General features: G+C 70.1%; 13 protein-coding genes. 11 read left to right on the top strand and 2 right to left on the bottom strand.

Annotated elements, in window-relative coordinates; all coding sequences use genetic code 11:
* Window positions 1-20 precede the first annotated feature (20 nt).
* Genes GON06_RS05240 through GON06_RS05250 form a run of 3 tightly spaced genes read left to right on the top strand, consistent with a single transcriptional unit; the run spans window position 21 to window position 3,660 of the window.
* Window positions 21-956, top strand: a complete 936-nt coding sequence (locus tag GON06_RS05240; RefSeq protein WP_232528165.1) for a carbohydrate ABC transporter permease — start codon at window positions 21-23, stop codon at window positions 954-956.
* Window positions 953-1,894: a carbohydrate ABC transporter permease gene (locus GON06_RS05245; RefSeq protein WP_157311233.1), complete on the top strand. Its 942-nt coding sequence runs from the start codon at window positions 953-955 to the stop codon at window positions 1,892-1,894. The genes GON06_RS05240 and GON06_RS05245 overlap by 4 nt, the downstream gene beginning before the upstream one ends.
* On the top strand, window positions 1,891-3,660 hold the full coding sequence (locus GON06_RS05250; RefSeq protein WP_157311234.1) for an amylo-alpha-1,6-glucosidase: 1,770 nt from the start codon (window positions 1,891-1,893) through the stop codon (window positions 3,658-3,660). Before GON06_RS05245 ends, GON06_RS05250 begins: the two co-directional genes overlap by 4 nt.
* Before the next feature lie 82 nt (window positions 3,661-3,742).
* Here GON06_RS05250 and GON06_RS05255 read toward each other — a convergent pair whose 3' ends face one another.
* A complete protein-coding gene (locus GON06_RS05255) occupies window positions 3,743-4,285 on the bottom strand; it encodes a TetR/AcrR family transcriptional regulator (protein WP_332837171.1) in 543 nt (180 codons plus the stop codon).
* Window positions 4,286-4,345: 60 nt separating this feature from the next.
* Here GON06_RS05255 and GON06_RS05260 point away from each other — a divergent pair, with 60 nt between their 5' ends.
* The 3 genes from GON06_RS05260 to GON06_RS05270 all read left to right on the top strand — a co-directional run bounded on the left by GON06_RS05260 (window position 4,346) and on the right by GON06_RS05270 (window position 6,863).
* Complete coding sequence (locus tag GON06_RS05260) at window positions 4,346-5,131, top strand: ABC transporter ATP-binding protein (protein WP_157311236.1); 786 nt, start codon at window positions 4,346-4,348, stop codon at window positions 5,129-5,131.
* Window positions 5,131-6,453, top strand: a complete 1,323-nt coding sequence (locus GON06_RS05265; protein ID WP_157311237.1) for an FtsX-like permease family protein — start codon at window positions 5,131-5,133, stop codon at window positions 6,451-6,453. The genes GON06_RS05260 and GON06_RS05265 overlap by 1 nt, the downstream gene beginning before the upstream one ends.
* A 113-nt stretch (window positions 6,454-6,566) precedes the next feature.
* Window positions 6,567-6,863 (top strand): RidA family protein, encoded by a 297-nt coding sequence (locus GON06_RS05270; protein WP_157311238.1) that lies wholly within the window; start codon window positions 6,567-6,569, stop codon window positions 6,861-6,863.
* 27 nt (window positions 6,864-6,890) lie between these two features.
* Here GON06_RS05270 and GON06_RS05275 read toward each other — a convergent pair whose 3' ends face one another.
* Window positions 6,891-7,547: a GntR family transcriptional regulator gene (locus GON06_RS05275; protein WP_157311239.1), complete on the bottom strand. Its 657-nt coding sequence runs from the start codon at window positions 7,545-7,547 to the stop codon at window positions 6,891-6,893.
* 124 nt (window positions 7,548-7,671) lie between these two features.
* Between GON06_RS05275 and GON06_RS05280 the strand changes: the two genes are divergently transcribed.
* The 5 genes from GON06_RS05280 to GON06_RS05300 are packed head-to-tail and all read left to right on the top strand — an operon-like array spanning window position 7,672 to window position 14,901.
* Window positions 7,672-9,759: a beta-galactosidase gene (locus GON06_RS05280; RefSeq protein ID WP_332837172.1), complete on the top strand. Its 2,088-nt coding sequence runs from the start codon at window positions 7,672-7,674 to the stop codon at window positions 9,757-9,759.
* The gene (gene gcvPA, locus GON06_RS05285; RefSeq protein WP_157311240.1) at window positions 9,756-11,126 is read left to right on the top strand and encodes an aminomethyl-transferring glycine dehydrogenase subunit GcvPA; all 1,371 of its coding nucleotides are present in this window, start codon (window positions 9,756-9,758) and stop codon (window positions 11,124-11,126) included. Before GON06_RS05280 ends, gcvPA begins: the two co-directional genes overlap by 4 nt.
* Complete coding sequence (gcvPB, locus tag GON06_RS05290) at window positions 11,123-12,733, top strand: aminomethyl-transferring glycine dehydrogenase subunit GcvPB (protein WP_332837173.1); 1,611 nt, start codon at window positions 11,123-11,125, stop codon at window positions 12,731-12,733. Before gcvPA ends, gcvPB begins: the two co-directional genes overlap by 4 nt.
* Window positions 12,730-14,133 (top strand): ATP-NAD kinase family protein, encoded by a 1,404-nt coding sequence (locus tag GON06_RS19050; protein ID WP_157311241.1) that lies wholly within the window; start codon window positions 12,730-12,732, stop codon window positions 14,131-14,133. Before gcvPB ends, GON06_RS19050 begins: the two co-directional genes overlap by 4 nt.
* A 9-nt stretch (window positions 14,134-14,142) precedes the next feature.
* A complete protein-coding gene (locus GON06_RS05300) occupies window positions 14,143-14,901 on the top strand; it encodes an SDR family NAD(P)-dependent oxidoreductase (RefSeq protein WP_157311242.1) in 759 nt (252 codons plus the stop codon).
* The last annotated feature ends 25 nt before the right edge of the window (window positions 14,902-14,926 follow it).

A 14,926-nucleotide genomic window follows, 5' to 3' on the forward strand; every position in this document is an offset into this window, starting at 1 on the left:
CTGTTCTGACTGATGGGGGGATGCCGCAGGCCACGCCTGCGGCATCCGCCCCTGTGATGCGCAAGGAGGCGGCCTGGCGCCGCCGCGACCGGCGCTGGGGCTACTTCTTCGTCGCCCCTCAGCTGGTCGGCATGTTCCTCTTCGTCGTCGTCCCGTTCGCGGCGAGCCTCGTGCTCGCGTTCTCGCGCTGGGACGGGCTGAGCGACCTGCAGTGGGTCGGCTTCTCGAACTTCACCTCGCAGTTCCAGGACGAACTGCTGTGGCGCTCGATCCTGAACACCCTCATCATCGCCGCGATCACCGTTCCCGTCGGTCTCGGTCTCGCGGTGATGGTCGCGGTGGCGCTGGAGAAGCTGAAGACCCGCACCCTCTACCTGATGCTGTTCTTCGCGCCGGTGATGACCTCCACGGTCGCCATCGCGATGATCTGGCAGCAGATGTTCCGCTCCGACGGCGTGATGTCGGCCCTGATCTCGAAGGTCTTCGGCATCGCCCCGCCCGCCTGGCTGGAAGACCCGAAGCTCGCCCTGTTCGCTGTGTGCATCGTGGCGATCTGGTCGTCGCTCGGCCTGAACGTGATCATCTTCCTGGCCGGCCTGCAGAACATCTCGCCCTCGGTCATCGAGGCCGCGCGCATCGACGGCGCCGGTGCGTGGCGCCTGTTCTGGAGCATCCGACTGCCGCTCCTCTCGCCGATCATGTTCTTCTCGTCGGTGATCGCGTTCATCTCGTCGCTGCAGACGTTCGACATCGTCTACGTGCTGGTCTCCGGCGGCGGCCCCGACAACGCCACCCGCACGATCGTGTACCACATCTACGATCTCGGCTTCGGGCGCTTCGAGTTCGGCCCGTCCAGCGCCGCATCCATCATCCTGCTGATCCTGACGCTGATCATCACCGCCATCCAGTTCGGCGCGCAGAAGAAGTTCGTGCACTACGAGGACGATCCCGAATGAGCACCACGACCCCCAGCCTCACCGAAGGCGCCATGCTGCCGGCCACCGACTCGACCGTCGCACTGATCGCGCCGGGCCGGAAGCAGCGCCGGCGTCCCACCGGCGGCGGCAGGCGCCGCAGCGGCAATGTCGTGCTGCACATCCTGCTGATCCTCGCGGGCCTTTCGATGGTCTTCCCGTTCATCTGGATGCTGCTGACGTCGTTCAAGACGCTGCCGCAGCTGCTGAAGGATCCGCTGTCGTTCTTCCCCAGCCCGTGGACCAGCGAGAACTACGTCGAGGCGTGGAACGCGGTGCCGTTCGGTCAGGCCTACCTGAACAGCGCGTACATCACGATCCTCGTCGTCGTCGGCACGCTGATCACCGCATCGATGGCCGGCTACGCCTTCGCGCGCATCCGGTTCAAGGGCAGCAAGGCGCTGTTCATCATCTTCCTCGCGACACAGATGATTCCGTCGCAGGTCACGCTCATCCCCTTCTACCTGCTGATGTCGCAGTTCGGATGGGTGGACTCGCACCTGGCGCTGATCGTGCCGGGCATGATCGCCAACCCGTTCGCGGTGTTCCTCATGCGGCAGTTCGTGCTCGGCCTGCCCAAGGAGCTCGAGGAGGCCGCACTGGTCGACGGCGCCGGACGCTGGCGCATCTTCTGGAGCATCGTGCTGCCCAACCTCAAGCCCGGCCTCGCGGCTCTCGCGATCATCACGGCCCTCGGCGTCTGGAACGCGTTCCTGTTCCCGCTGGTGCTGCTGAACTCGCCCGACCTGTTCACGGTGCCGCTGCTGCTCACCTCGTTCCAGAGCCAGTTCGGATCCATCAACTACGGGCTCGTGATGGCGGCATCCGCGATCGCGACCGTCCCGATGCTGATCGTGTTCGTCATCGGCCAGCGCAAGATCCTGAACAGCATGGCCGCCTCGGGGCTGGGGGGACGATGACCTTCGCCGAACTCGCCGGTCGTCACCTCGACCTCGTCACCGCGCCGTTCACGCTGCCGAAGTCGCGCATCCTCGTCTTCCGCGACGAGGATGCCGCGGACGGGACGCTGCGCGTGCACACCTCGGAGTACGAGCGCTGGCTGGAGGACTGCCGCGTGCTCGACGGGCTCGCGGTGCTGGATGCTGCGGGCGCGGTGCTCCCGGTGACCGACGTGCTCCCGCACCGCATCGCCTTCGGCCCTTCGACAGGCTCAGGGACCCAGGAGGCCGGCGGCTCCGAGGGGTGGGTCGCTGAGCCGGGCCCACGCGCCCCCGAGGCTCCGGGCAGCGCGGAGCGATGCTCGGAGTGGGGCGTGGGGAGCGAAGCGCCCATGGCATCCCTAACGTTCGACGGACCCGGTGCGCTGAGCATCGGCGGCGCGGAGCGGCTCCGCGTGCGGCTGACGTTCCCGGACGGGCGCGTGGAGGAGCATCCGCTCGGCTCCGGCGTCCGCATCGTCGTCGCCGGGGACCGCTCGGCGGTGATCGAGCCCGGTGACCACACGGCGGCGCTCGCCGCCTGCGCGGTCCAATGGGATGCCTGGTTCGCGAAGTGCCCCGTCGTCCGCGACGACCTGCAGCAGATGGCGGCGTTCTGCTGGTGGGTGCTCGGGGCGAACATCGTCTCGCTGCCCTCGCTGGGCGACGCCCGCGGCGTCGTGCCCTCGAAGATCGGCTACGTGGGCGTATGGCAGTGGGACGCGTACTTCATCGCGGTCGGCCTGCGGCACGGTGACCCGGAGCTCGCTCGAGAGCAGCTCGACATCGCCTTCCGGTTTCCGAGCGCCGACGGCCAGCTGCCCGACGTCGTGCACGAACTCGGCGTGCTCGCCACCAGCGACGACCTGCCCGAGGGTGACCGCGCGAAACTGCGCCGCACCGGTTCGGCGGTCGCCGACCCGACTGCGCCGGTGCCGCTGACCAAGCCGCCGCTCGCCGCCTGGGCGCTGCGCAAGGTGCTCGAGGCCGAGGATGCTCCGGACTGGGCGCGCACGCAGCTCGCCACGATCATCCGCTCGCAGGACTGGTGGTTCGCGGGCTCCGATCTCGACGGCGACGGGATGCCCGAGTACGGGCATCCGTACTCGTCCGGACTGGACGACAGCCCGATCTTCGACGGGCCGATCCCGACGTCGGCCCCCGATCTCGGCGCGTACCTGGTGCGTCAGGACCGGGAGATCGCCGATCTGTTGGCGCGCTACGAACCGGATGCCGCGACCGGCCGCTTCCTGGAGCGGGCAGAGCGCACCGAGCAGCTGCTGCACGGCATGTGGGACGACGAGCTCGGGCGCTTCCTCGCCTTCGGCGACGGCCAGCGCATCGACAGCGACACGGTGGTGGGGCTCATGCCGCTGCTCACCGGCACGCTGCCGGACGGCATCCGCGACGCCCTGCGGGCCGCGGTCGACGACGACGGCCGATTCGCGCTGGAGTGGGGACTGCCCACCGTCGCGGCATCCGACCCGGACTTCTCGCCGGAGCGGATGTGGCGCGGGCCGATCTGGATCAACACCAGCGCCCTGATCGCCGAGGGGCTGGAAGCATCCGGCTACCCGGAGCGTGCGCGCGAGCTGCGCGAGCAGACCGTGCGTCTCGTGGTGCACGGCGGCGGACCGCACGAGTACTACAACCCGTTCACGGGCTTCAAGGCGGAGCGGGCGACGACGGCCTTCGGATGGTCCGCCGCCTGGTTCCTGGACCTCGCGGTGCTGCTCAGCCGGGATTGAGGATCGAGCAGGGGCCCGCCGCTGTTCATCCGGTTCCTGGTGTTCCAGAAGCAGTCCGTCGCCGACCTCTTGTGCGGGGCGGTCAGGAGGTGAGCGACCCGGCGGCGATCTGCTCCGCGCTCGGCGCGGAAGCCGGGTCGATGATCCACTGTGCCGCGAGGCCGACGAGCACGGCGTAGCAGCGGGCCCCCACGGCGTCAGGGTCGGCGGCGGAGTCTCTGCTGAAGGTACGGGCCAGCGCTTCTCTGGCGAGGCGCTGGCCCTCGGCGATCATGCCGCGGATCTCGTCGTCGCCGCGGGCTGAGGAGAGAGACTCGAAGTTCACCGCCCACAGGTCGCGGTTCGCCTGTATCGACTCGATGATCCTGCTCCATACCGCGACGCCGTCGTGAGTCGCTTCCGTGCCGCCAGGGGCCGCAAGCGCAGCGAACAGCACATCGCCCCACTCCTGATTGAGCTGCCGGAGGGCAAGGATGAGGAGCTGCTCCTTCGATCCGAAGTGGTAGTTGATCGACGCCTGGTTGGCGCCCGAGGCCGCGACGAGGTGGCGCACGGTGGTGCGCTCGTACCCGACGGTCAGCAGGCACTCCTTCGCCGCCTTCAGCAGCTTCTCGCGGTTGCTCACGTTCTCCATCCTATGCTAAACAATCGTTTACAACGAACGTTTATCTACGAAGGAGCTGTCATGTCCATCAGTCGTGTCCCCGAACGCATTCCGACCGCTTTGAGCGTGCGCGGCATCCACCATGAATACGAGAGCGTCAGCGGCACCGTCCGGGCGCTGCGCGGTGTGGACCTCGAGGTCCGCGCCGGTGAGTTCGTGGCGATCATGGGGCCCTCCGGCTCCGGGAAGACCACCCTCCTGAACTGCGCGGCGGGGCTACAGCGCGCATCAGCGGGGGAGGTCCTGCTGGGCGAGCACCGCATCGCCGCGCTCGACGAGACCCGGCTGGCCAGGCTGCGCCGGCGTGAGCTCGGGTTCGTCTTCCAGTCGTTCAACTTGCTGCCGGCCCTCAGCGTGGTCGACAACGTCGAACTGCCGGTGCGCCTGGACGGCCGACGGGTCGATCGCCGCAGAACCGTGGACCTGCTGGGCCGAGTCGGTCTGGCGGAACGGGCGGATCGGCGACCGGATCAGCTCTCCGGGGGGCAGCGGCAGCGGGTCGCGATCGCGCGTGCCCTCGTGACCGATCCCCGCATCGTCTTCGCCGACGAACCGACCGGCGCGCTCGATCTGCGCAGCGCGAAGGACGTCCTCGACCTGCTGCGCGGCCTCGCCGACCGCGGACAGACCATCATCATGGTGACCCACGATCCCGTCGCGGCGTCGTTCAGCGACCGCGTGCTGTTTCTCGCCGATGGCCGTATCGTCTCCCAGCTCGACCGGCCGGATGCGCTGACTGTGGCGGCGACGATGGCAGAGCTCGTGGAAACCGTCGAGGTCGCCGCCTCCGCTGAGGAGGTGCGCTGATGCTCGCGCTCGCATTCCGGTCTGCGCTGCGTCATCGCGCGAGCACCGTGGCCACGGGGATCATCGCCACCATCGGCACAGCCCTGGTCGTCGCGATGGCCGCGCTTCTCGCCACCGGGCTCACAGCTGGAGAGCGCTCGGAGTTCCTCACGCTGTTCCCGATGATCGTCGGCGGATGGATCGTCGTCATCGTCGTCTTCGCCATGGCATCGACGATCGGGGTCACGCTCGAGGGGCGCGCGGGCGAGTTCACCGGGCTGCGCCTCATCGGGGCGGAGCCGGGACAGATCCGACGACTGATCGTGGCCGAGACCGCGGTGGTGTCGGTCGTCGCCGCCATTCCCGGCGCCGTGCTGGGAGTGCTCCTGGGCGGTGCGGCGCTGGCGGGCATACGCGGCGGTGGAGCCGCCGACCCGTCGACGCCGTACCTGCCGGGCGTTCTTCCGCCGCTCGTCGGCGCAGTGGTCGTCGTCGCAGCATCCGTCGTCGCGGGGATCCTGACCGGACGCCGCCCGGCGCGCGGCAGCGTGCTGGGAGCGCCGGACGAGGGGACGCCCCGGGTGCGGCGCGGTGCGCGGCGTCTGATCGCGGTGCTCGTCGTGCTCGCGGGGGTCGGATCGGCGGTGGCGACGCTGACCTCCGGCTCCGCTGACCTTCTGGCCGCCGCCACCACAGGCCCGGCCTGCGTCCTTCTCGCCGTCGGAGCCTGTCTCTTCGCGCCGGAACTCATCGGGCTCGCCGGTCACCTGTCCCTCGGCACCGCGGCATCCGCCTGGCTCGCGGCGCGGAACCTCGACGCGGCGCCGGAGCGGGTGCGCCCGCTCGTGACATTCCTGACTCTGTTCGTCGGGGTCGCGGCGGGCACCCTCGGCATGCAGGGCATCGAGAACGCGGCCGGATCGGCGATGCCGGACGCCGAGCTCATCGCGACGATCAATTACCTGGTGGTCGGCCTGCTCGCCGGCTTCATGGCCGTGGCCCTCGTGAACAACCTCATCGCCGCCGTGTTGAGACGCCGTGCGGAGTTCAGCATGATGCGCCTGATCGGCGCGACCCCGCCTGAGACGCAGCGGATGCTGCTGCGCGAGGTGACAGCGGCGACGGTCGTGAGCGTTCTGGCCGGCGGCGCCGCCGGCCTTGTCGCGACGATTCCGTATGCGGTGGTCAAGACGGGGGCGCTCTGGGCGGCGCTCGCCCCGCTGCCCTATCTCGCGGCGGCAGCGGTCGGCACAGCTCTGGCGCTGGGCGTCGCCGCGCTCGTCGGGCGCCGCGCTGTTCCGGGAGCCCGAAGCGGGCGCCGTGCGGTTGCCGCTCCGGCGTGATCCCGGCATCCGCTCCCGGCGTCCGCTGCGGCGGGAGCGGACGCGGGAGCGGATGCGGGACGGTTTTGCTCAGGGCATGATCGTCGCCGTCTTCAGCCCCCTCCCGCCGGGCAGTGCAGGTTCGGGTCGACGCCGGACGGACGCCGGTCGAGGGCGGCATCCGCGCGCAGGCCGACGCGGTCTTCGACCGGATCGCCGACGTTCTGGCCGCCGAGGGCGCGACGGTCGCGGACATCGTGAAGGTGACCTACTTCCTCGTCGACATCGCCGACCTCGAGGTCGTGCGCCAGGTCGTCCGCGAGAGGCTGCCCGATCCGAAGCCGGCCAGCAGCCTCGTGCAGGTCGCGGCGCTCGTCGACAGTCGTTTCCGGCTCGAGATCGAAGCGATCGCGACGGCCCCGCAGCGCTGACCGCGCGCCGCGGACCGGGCCCGCGCGTCAGGCCGCGAAGTACGCGCTGGACGAGTTGTCCAGGATGCGGCGCATGCCCTGCATCCAGTTCAGCTTGAGCGCCTCGACCGCGGCGGGCACGTCGCCGTCGGCGAGGGCGTGCGCGATGGCCGCGTGCTCGGCGGCGACGCGGTCGACCTTGACGTCGTCGGCGACGAGCAGCGCCTCGTAGCGGTGGAACGACCCTCGGACGCTCTCGATCACGTCGATCAGGCGCTTGTTCGGGCACACCGAGAGCATCAGCGCGTGCCACTCGTCGTCCTTGGTCATCACGAGTGAGTGCTCGACGTGCTCGTCGGTGAATGCCTCGGCGAGTTCGACCAGCCGTGCGCCGACCTGCTGCAGCTCGTCGACGGGGCTGAGCTCGAGCGCGAGGCTCTCCAGCGTCGCCATCACCGGTGCGAGGTCCTCGAACTCCCCGGCGCTGAGCGGCACGAAGCGGAAGCCCTTGCCGTTCTCGCTGGTGATCTGGCCCTCGGACTCGAGGGCGATCAGCGCCTCGCGTAGGGGAGTGCGACTGACTCCGAGCTCGCCGGCCAGCTGCACCTCGTTGATGCCCTCGCCGGGCTGCACCTGCCCGGTGCGCATGCGCTCGAGCAGCTCCTCGCGCACCTGGGATCGCAGGTTCTTGCGCTCGATCGCCATAGTTCTCCCCTTCGGCCGGTGCGGTCAGCCTACGGCTTGACCGAACCTCTCATTCGCCATACGCTTGCTGTATACAGAATACATTGAACAGTGTTTCTGCACCAGACTCAGAGAGGAGCCCTCTGTGACCCAGCAGCGCGACGACGAGCGCATCCGGGAGGTCCGGATCGATTCCCTCGCCTTCGGCGGCGACTACAACCCCGACCAGTGGTCCGAGGAGACCTGGTTCGAGGACATCCGGCTCATGAAGGAGGCGGGGGTCACCATGGTGAGCCTGCCCATCTTCAGCTGGCCGCAGCTCGAGCCCGAGCCCGGCGTCTACGACTGGGGCTGGTTGGACCGCATCCTCGACCTGCTGCACGAGGCCGGCATCCGCATCGACCTGGCCACCGCCACCGCGACACCGCCGTCCTGGCTGCTGCGCGCGCACCCCGAGATGGGGCCCTCCGACTCGGAAGGCCACCGCCTCGAATTCGGCTCGCGGCAGACCTACTGCCCGTCCTCGCCGATCTGGCGCGAGAACGTCGCGCGGATGACCCGTGCGATGGCCGAGCGCTACGGCGAGCACCCCGGCCTCGCGATGTGGCACATCTCCAACGAGTACGGCGATCACATCTCGCGGTGCTGGTGCGATGAGTCCGCCCGCCACTTCCGCCGCTGGCTGCAGAACCGCTACGGCGACCTCGACGGGCTGAACGAGGCGTGGGGAGTGAACGTCTGGGGCCAGCGCTACACGTCGTGGGACCACATCGAGACGCCGAAGAAGGCTCCGGGTCCGATCAATCCCACCAAGCTGCTCGACTTCGAGCGGTTCTCGTCCGACGCGATGCTGGAGCTCTTCCAGCTCGAGATCGACGTGCTCCGCGAGGTCACCCCCGACATCGCCGTGACCACCAACTTCATGAGCATGCTGCGCGACCTGAACTACTGGGACTTCGCTGCCGCCGAGGACATCGTCACCGACGACGCCTACCCCGAGCCGGCCGACCCCACCGCGCACGTCGGGGCGGCGCTGAACTACGGCTACATGCGCTCGCTCAAGGGCGGCCGGCCGTGGCTGCTGCTGGAGTCGTCGGCCAGCGCCACCAGCTGGCGCGACATCAACGTGCCCAAGGCGCCGGGCAAGATCCGCGTCGAGAGCCTGCAGACCGTCGCGCACGGTTCGGACTCCGTCATGTTCTTCCAGTGGCGCCAGGCCAAGTACGGCCAGGAGAAGTTCCACTCGTCGATGCTCGGACATCGCGGCGAGCGCTCGCGCAGCTACCAGGAGACCAAGGCGCTCGGCCTCGAACTGCGCAAGCTCGAGCCGGTGCGCGGCACCCGGGTGCGCTCCCGCGTCGCCCTGGTGATCGACCACGACTCCTGGTGGGGCTCGACCCAGATCGAGTCGCTGCCCTCGCAGCGGCTGCAGTGGGCACAGCAGGCCCGGGCGTGGCACCGGGGCATGTACTCGCTCGGCCAGCCGGTCGATGCGGTGCGCGCCACCGGACCGTTCGAGAAGTACGACGTGGTCATCGCGCCGAACCTCTACATCCTCGAGCAGCCGCAGGCCGACGCGCTGCGCGCCTTCGTCGAGCGCGGCGGCCACCTCGTGGTCGGCCCGTTCTCCGGCGTGGTGGACGCGACCGAGAAGGTGCACGACGGTGGCGCACCCGGCCCGCTGCGCGACCTGCTCGGCGTCGAGGTCGACGAGCAGTGGCCGATCTCGGACGGTCTCGTCAGCAGCATCCGATACGGCGACCAGGACCTGGTCGTGCCGCACTGGAGCGAATGGCTCGAGGCGCACGAAGGCACCGAGACCCGCGGATGCTACGCCGGCGGCATGCTCGACGGGCTGCCGGCGATCACCCGGCGCCGCGTCGGCGACGGCACCGCCTGGTACGTCAGCGCGATGTTCCAGCCCGAGGGCCTGCTGACCGTCTTCCGTGACGTGCTCGGCACGGCCGGACTGCCGGTCCGCGCCGACGTCGACGTGAACGCCGAGGCGGTCACCCGCACCGACGGGCGCACCGACTACACGTTCCTGCTGAACCACGGTGCCGAGCCGATCGCGTGGAACGCGCACGGCACGGACCTGCTCACCGGCGCGGCCCACGACGGCCGTGTCGACCTGGGCCCCTACGGCGTCGCGGTGCTGTCCGCGCCGCACGCCGACGAGATCCCGTTCCCCGAACTCTTGACCGCAACCGCATCCGTGAAGGAGCAAGCATGACGACTGCCTTCGTGCATCCGTACATCCCCAACACGGCACCCGAGACGCGAGCGGCGATGCTCGCGGCCGTCGGAGCCGAGTCCATCGAGGACTTCTACGCCGACGTGCCGGAGTCGCTGCGCCTGCGGCGCCCCCTCGACGTGCCCGCACCTCTGCCGGCCGAGCAGGATCTGGCCCGTCACGTGCGCGGCATCCTCGCGCAGAACCGCAGCACCGACGAGCGGCTGAGCTTCCTCGGCGCCGGCACCTACAACCACTACGTCCCCGCAGTCGTCGACGAGGTCATCCGGCGCAGCGAGTTCCTCACCGCGTACGCCGGCGAGCCCTACGAGGACCACGGACGGTTCCAGGCCCTGTTCGAGTACCAGTCGCTGATGGCGGAGCTGCTGGCGATGGACGTCGTGAACGTGCCCACCTACGACGGCTACCAGGCGACTGCGACCGGACTGGCGATGGCCGCCCGGATGACCGGCCGGAGCCGCGTGATCGCGGTCAGCGAGGTCCTGCCCGAGAAGGCGTCGAAGGTGCACGACTACACCCGGTCGTATCTGACGATCGACTGGCTGGGCACGAGCGGGGGGATCGCCGATGTCGAGACCCTGCGCTCCCGCCTTGGTGATGATGTCGCCGCGGTCTGGGTGGAGACCCCCGGCTTCACGGGCGCGGTGGAGACCCGGCTGCAGCAGATCGCCGACGCCGCGCACGCGGTGGGAGCGGTGGTCGTCGTCGGCACCGACCCGATCGGCTACGGCGTGCTCACCCCGCCCGCCCTGCAGGGTGCCGACATCGTCACCGGCGACATCCAGTCGCTCGGCCTGCACCAGTGGTTCGGCGGCGCGCACGCGGGTTTCATCGCCGTGCACGACGACCCGAGGTTCGTGATGGAGATGCCGTCACGCCTGTTCGGACTCGCGTCCACCGACGTGCCGGGGGAGTACGGCTTCGGCGATGTCGCCTACGACCGCACCTCCTTCGCGCACCGCGAAGAGGGCAAGGAATGGGTCGGCACCGCCGCCGCGCTGTGGGGGATCGCCGCCGGCGTGCACCTCGCTCTCATGGGCCCCGCCGGCATGGCCGAGCTCGGTGAGCTGCTGCTGGCACGCACCCGTTATGCGCAGCTCGCGCTCGCCGCGATTCCCGGGGTGACCCTGGGAGACGACGCACTGCACCTGCGCGAGTTCACCATCACGGTTCCCTCGGCGCCCGCCCTCGTCGACGCGCTCCGCGCCGAGGGCATCGCGCCAGGGGTCGTCGTCGACGAGCGCACGCTGCTCGTGTGCGTCACCGACGCCACCCCGGCATCCGACATCGACCGCCTGGCGACCGCGATCGCGGCCGCCATCGACACCGAGGAGGCGTCGAAGTGAGCCTGCCCATCGCCCCCAAGACCAGCCCGCGACGGTTCCACCAGGCCAGCTGGGACGAGCCCATCATCTTCGAGCTGTCCACCCCGGGTGAACGCGGCATCGCGATCTCGCCGGTCGAGCCCGCCGTGCGCGAGGCCGTCGGCGACGTCGTCGCCGCCCTGCCCGAGGGGATGCGGCGCCCGACGCCGCCCGCGCTGCCCGAGATCGCGCAGATGCGCGTGCTCAAGCACTATCTGCGGCTTTCTCAGGAGAATCTGGGCTCCGACCTGAACGTCGACATCGGTCAGGGCACCTGCACGATCAAGTACTCCCCGAAGATCAACGACCAGCTCATCGAGGTGCCGCAGCTGCGCGCGCTGCACCCCGCGCAGGACCCGGCCGACACGCAGGGTGCGCTGGAGATGATCTGGCGGCTCGAGCAGCTGATGGCCGAGATCTCCGGAATGGATGCCGTGTCGCTGGCGTCGCCCGGAGGATCGGCGGGCATCTGGACGAACATCGCGATGATCCGCGCCTACCACGAGTCCCGTGGCGAGGGCGAGCAGCGCGACGAGGTCATCACGACGATCTTCAGCCACCCGTCCAACGCGGCGGCGGCGAAGGTCGCCGGCTACAAGGTGATCACGATCTATCCCGACGCCGACGGCTATCCCGATCTCGCAGCCCTCAAGGCGGCGCTGTCCGACCGCACCGCGGCGATCATGGTGACCAACCCCGAGGACACCGGCATCTACAACCCGGCCATCAAGGAGTGGGTGGACGCCGCCCATGCGGTCGGTGCGCTCGCCTCCTACGACCAGGCCAACGCCGCCGGCATCCTCGGCATCTCCCGTGCCAGGGACGCGGGCTTCGACGTGTGCCAGTTCAACCTGCACAAGACCTTCTCCGCACCGCACGGCAGCGGCGGACCGGGCGCGGCAGCGAACGCCGTCAGTGCGGACCTCGCACCGTTCCTCCCCGGCCCGCGCGTGGAGAAGACCGACGAGGGCTTCGTGGTGCGGGAGCCCGGCGCCCTGTCGATCGGGCACGTCGCTCCGGCGCACGGCGTCATCCTGCACGTCGTGCGGGCGTACGCCTGGATCATGGCGCTGGGCGCGGAGGGCATGCTCGCCGCCTCGCAGATCGCCGTGCTGAACAACAACTACCTGCTGAAGCGGGTGCTCGAGATCCCCGGTGCCTCGGCGCCGTACGCGACCGGTCGCCGCCGCATCGAGCAGGTCCGCTACTCGTGGCAGGAGCTGTACGAGCAGACCGGCATCTCGTCGGAGGAGATCGGCATCCGTATGGCCGACTACGGCTTCCACTACTGGACCAGCCACCACCCCTACGTGGTGCCGCAGCCGTTCACGCTCGAGCCGACCGAGTGCTACTCCAAGACCGAGATCGACGAGTACGTCGCAGCGTTGGCCGAGGTCGCCCGCGAGGCGCGCGAGACCCCCGAGATCGTGCGCACCGCCCCCCACAACCAGACGGTGCACCACACCCACCACGACGACCTCGACGACCCGGAGCGCTGGGCCATCACCTGGCGCGCCTACCGCCGGAAGTACTTCGGCGAGATCCCGGCCGACTTCGCGGCATCCGTCTCGGAGGCCGTAGGCGCGTGATCGGTCTCGTCGTCAACCCCGTCGCCGGAATCGGCGGGCCCGCGGGCCTCGCCGGCTCCGACGGCGCGGACGTGCAGCACTCGGCGCGCGAACGGGGTTCCGCCCCGCGCGCCGGCCTGCGCGCGTTGACGGCGCTCGAGGTCGTCGCCTCCCGGCATCCGGGCGCGGTGATCGCCACGGCATTCGGCGTGATGGGCGCCGACGCCGTGCGCGCCGCCGGCCTGGTGCCGTGGGTCGTGTACTCACCCCCGCTCAGGTCGCAGTCCGTCCCGCATCACGGCGTTGAGAGCGGCGCGAACTGCGACCCGAACGGCACGGATGCTGCGGACACGGCGGCCGCCGTCGCGGCTCTCGCCGCCGCGGGGTGCGAACTGATCCTCGCGGTCGGCGGCGACGGCACCATGCGGGACGTGGTCGACGGGCTGAACCCGGCCTCCACCTTGCAGATGGCGGACGAATCTGCGGATGGCGGACGATCCGTTGGCGTGTCCGCCGCCAGCCGCGAATCGGTCCGCCAGGTGAAAGGGGCGGCCGAGCGGATGCCGGCGGTGCTGGGCATCCCCGCGGGTGTGAAGATGTACTCGCCTGTGTTCGCGGTGAGCCCGCGGGCCGCCGGCTCCGTGGCATCCGAGTGGCTGAGCCGCGGCGGACTGCCCGTGACCGGGCGTGAGGTTCTCGACATCGACGAGGAACAGCTGCGGCGGGTGCGGGTCAGCCCGACCCTGTTCGGCACGCTGCCCGTTCCCATCGTGCCTGGCCGCACCCAGGCGCGCAAGGCCGCGACACCGGCGAGCGAGCAGGCCGCGGTAGCCGCCGCGGCGCGCGGCATCGTCGCCCGACTCGAGCCCGGTGTCCGTTACCTGCTCGGGCCAGGGGGCACGACGGCCGAGGTGGCCCGCGTTCTCGGCATCCGCTCGACCGCGCTCGGCGTCGACGTGATCCGCGACGGCGAGCTGCTGGTCGCGGCGGCATCCGAGCAGCAGCTGCTCGACGAGGTCGCTCAGGGACCTGCGAAGGCCGTCGTCACCGTGATCGGCGGGCAGGGCTTCCTGCTCGGCCGGGGCAACCAGCAGCTCTCCGCCCGTGTCATCCGGGCGCTCGGCGACGACCCGCTGCTCGTGGTCGCGCCCGAGCAGAAGCTCATCGACCTCGGTGGGCACCCGCTCATCGTCGACACCGGCGACGCCGACCTCGACGCGCGCCTGGCAGGCCACGTCGGCATCGTGACCGGCGCGTCCACCACCGCGTTCTACCCCGTCGTCGCCCCCGAGCGGCTCTACGACCTTCCCGACCCTGACGCCTCTCCCGCTCCGGTCTCAACCGTTGCGGGTGCGGGCGCCCGGACACCCGCAACCATCGCGACCGGAGCAGAGGGAACGCCCGTCTCCGGAAACGTCTGAAAGGAAATCATGCGTCTGCAGAACAAGAAGGCCATCGTCACCGGCGGTGCCGGCGGCATCGGCCGCGCCACCTCGCTCGCCTTCGCCGCCGAGGGAGCGTCCGTCGCCGTCGTCGACCTGAACGCGGATGCCGCAGAGGCCATCGCCGAGGAGATCCGCGCGGCCGGCGGCACCGCGATCGCGCTCGCCGCCGACGTGTCCAGCGAGGCCGACATCGAGCGCGTCGTGGCCTCCGTCGTCGACGAGTTCGGGGGCATCGACGTCGTGTTCAACAACGCCGGCATCATCCGCCGCACCACCGCCGTCGAGACCACCGTCGAGGAATGGGACCGCGTGTTCGGGGTGAACGTGCGCGCGATCTTCCTGATGTGCAAGCACGTCGTGCCGATCATGGCGGCGAACGGTGGCGGCTCGATCGTCAACACCGGCTCGGGCTGGGGCCTCAAGGGCGGCGGCCAGGCCATCTCGTACTGCGCCTCGAAGGGCGCGGTCGTCAACATGACCCGCGCGCTCGCGATCGACCACGGCCCGCAGGGCATCCGGGTGAACTCGGTGAACCCGGGCGACGTCGACACCGGGATGCTGCGCGATGAGGCCAGGCAGCTGGGTCAGGATCAGGCCGGATTCCTCGCCGAGGCCGCCGAGCGCCCGCTGAACCGCATGGGCCAGCCCAGCGAGATCGCCGCCGCCGTGGTGTGGCTGGCGAGCGACGAGTCGTCGTACGTCACCGGCTCCGCCCTCGTGGTGGACGGCGGCGGCATCGCCTGACGTCAGGCCGCCACGCTTCGTGCGC

It is taken from the genome of Microbacterium sp. MAH-37 (assembly GCF_009758255.1).
Classification (GTDB): domain Bacteria; phylum Actinomycetota; class Actinomycetes; order Actinomycetales; family Microbacteriaceae; genus Microbacterium.

Bases quoted from the DNA above. Each gene is read 5' to 3' on its own strand.
- GON06_RS05240 (WP_232528165.1), top strand. From the start codon at position 21: ATGCCGCAGGCCACGCCTGCGGCATCCGCCCCTGTGATGCGCAAGGAG.
- GON06_RS05245 (WP_157311233.1), top strand. From the start codon at position 953: ATGAGCACCACGACCCCCAGCCTCACCGAAGGCGCCATGCTGCCGGCC.
- GON06_RS05250 (WP_157311234.1), top strand. From the start codon at position 1,891: ATGACCTTCGCCGAACTCGCCGGTCGTCACCTCGACCTCGTCACCGCG.
- GON06_RS05260 (WP_157311236.1), top strand. From the start codon at position 4,346: ATGTCCATCAGTCGTGTCCCCGAACGCATTCCGACCGCTTTGAGCGTG.
- GON06_RS05265 (WP_157311237.1), top strand. From the start codon at position 5,131: ATGCTCGCGCTCGCATTCCGGTCTGCGCTGCGTCATCGCGCGAGCACC.
- GON06_RS05275 (WP_157311239.1), bottom strand. From the start codon at position 7,547: ATGGCGATCGAGCGCAAGAACCTGCGATCCCAGGTGCGCGAGGAGCTG.
- gcvPA (WP_157311240.1), top strand. From the start codon at position 9,756: ATGACGACTGCCTTCGTGCATCCGTACATCCCCAACACGGCACCCGAG.
- GON06_RS05300 (WP_157311242.1), top strand. From the start codon at position 14,143: ATGCGTCTGCAGAACAAGAAGGCCATCGTCACCGGCGGTGCCGGCGGC.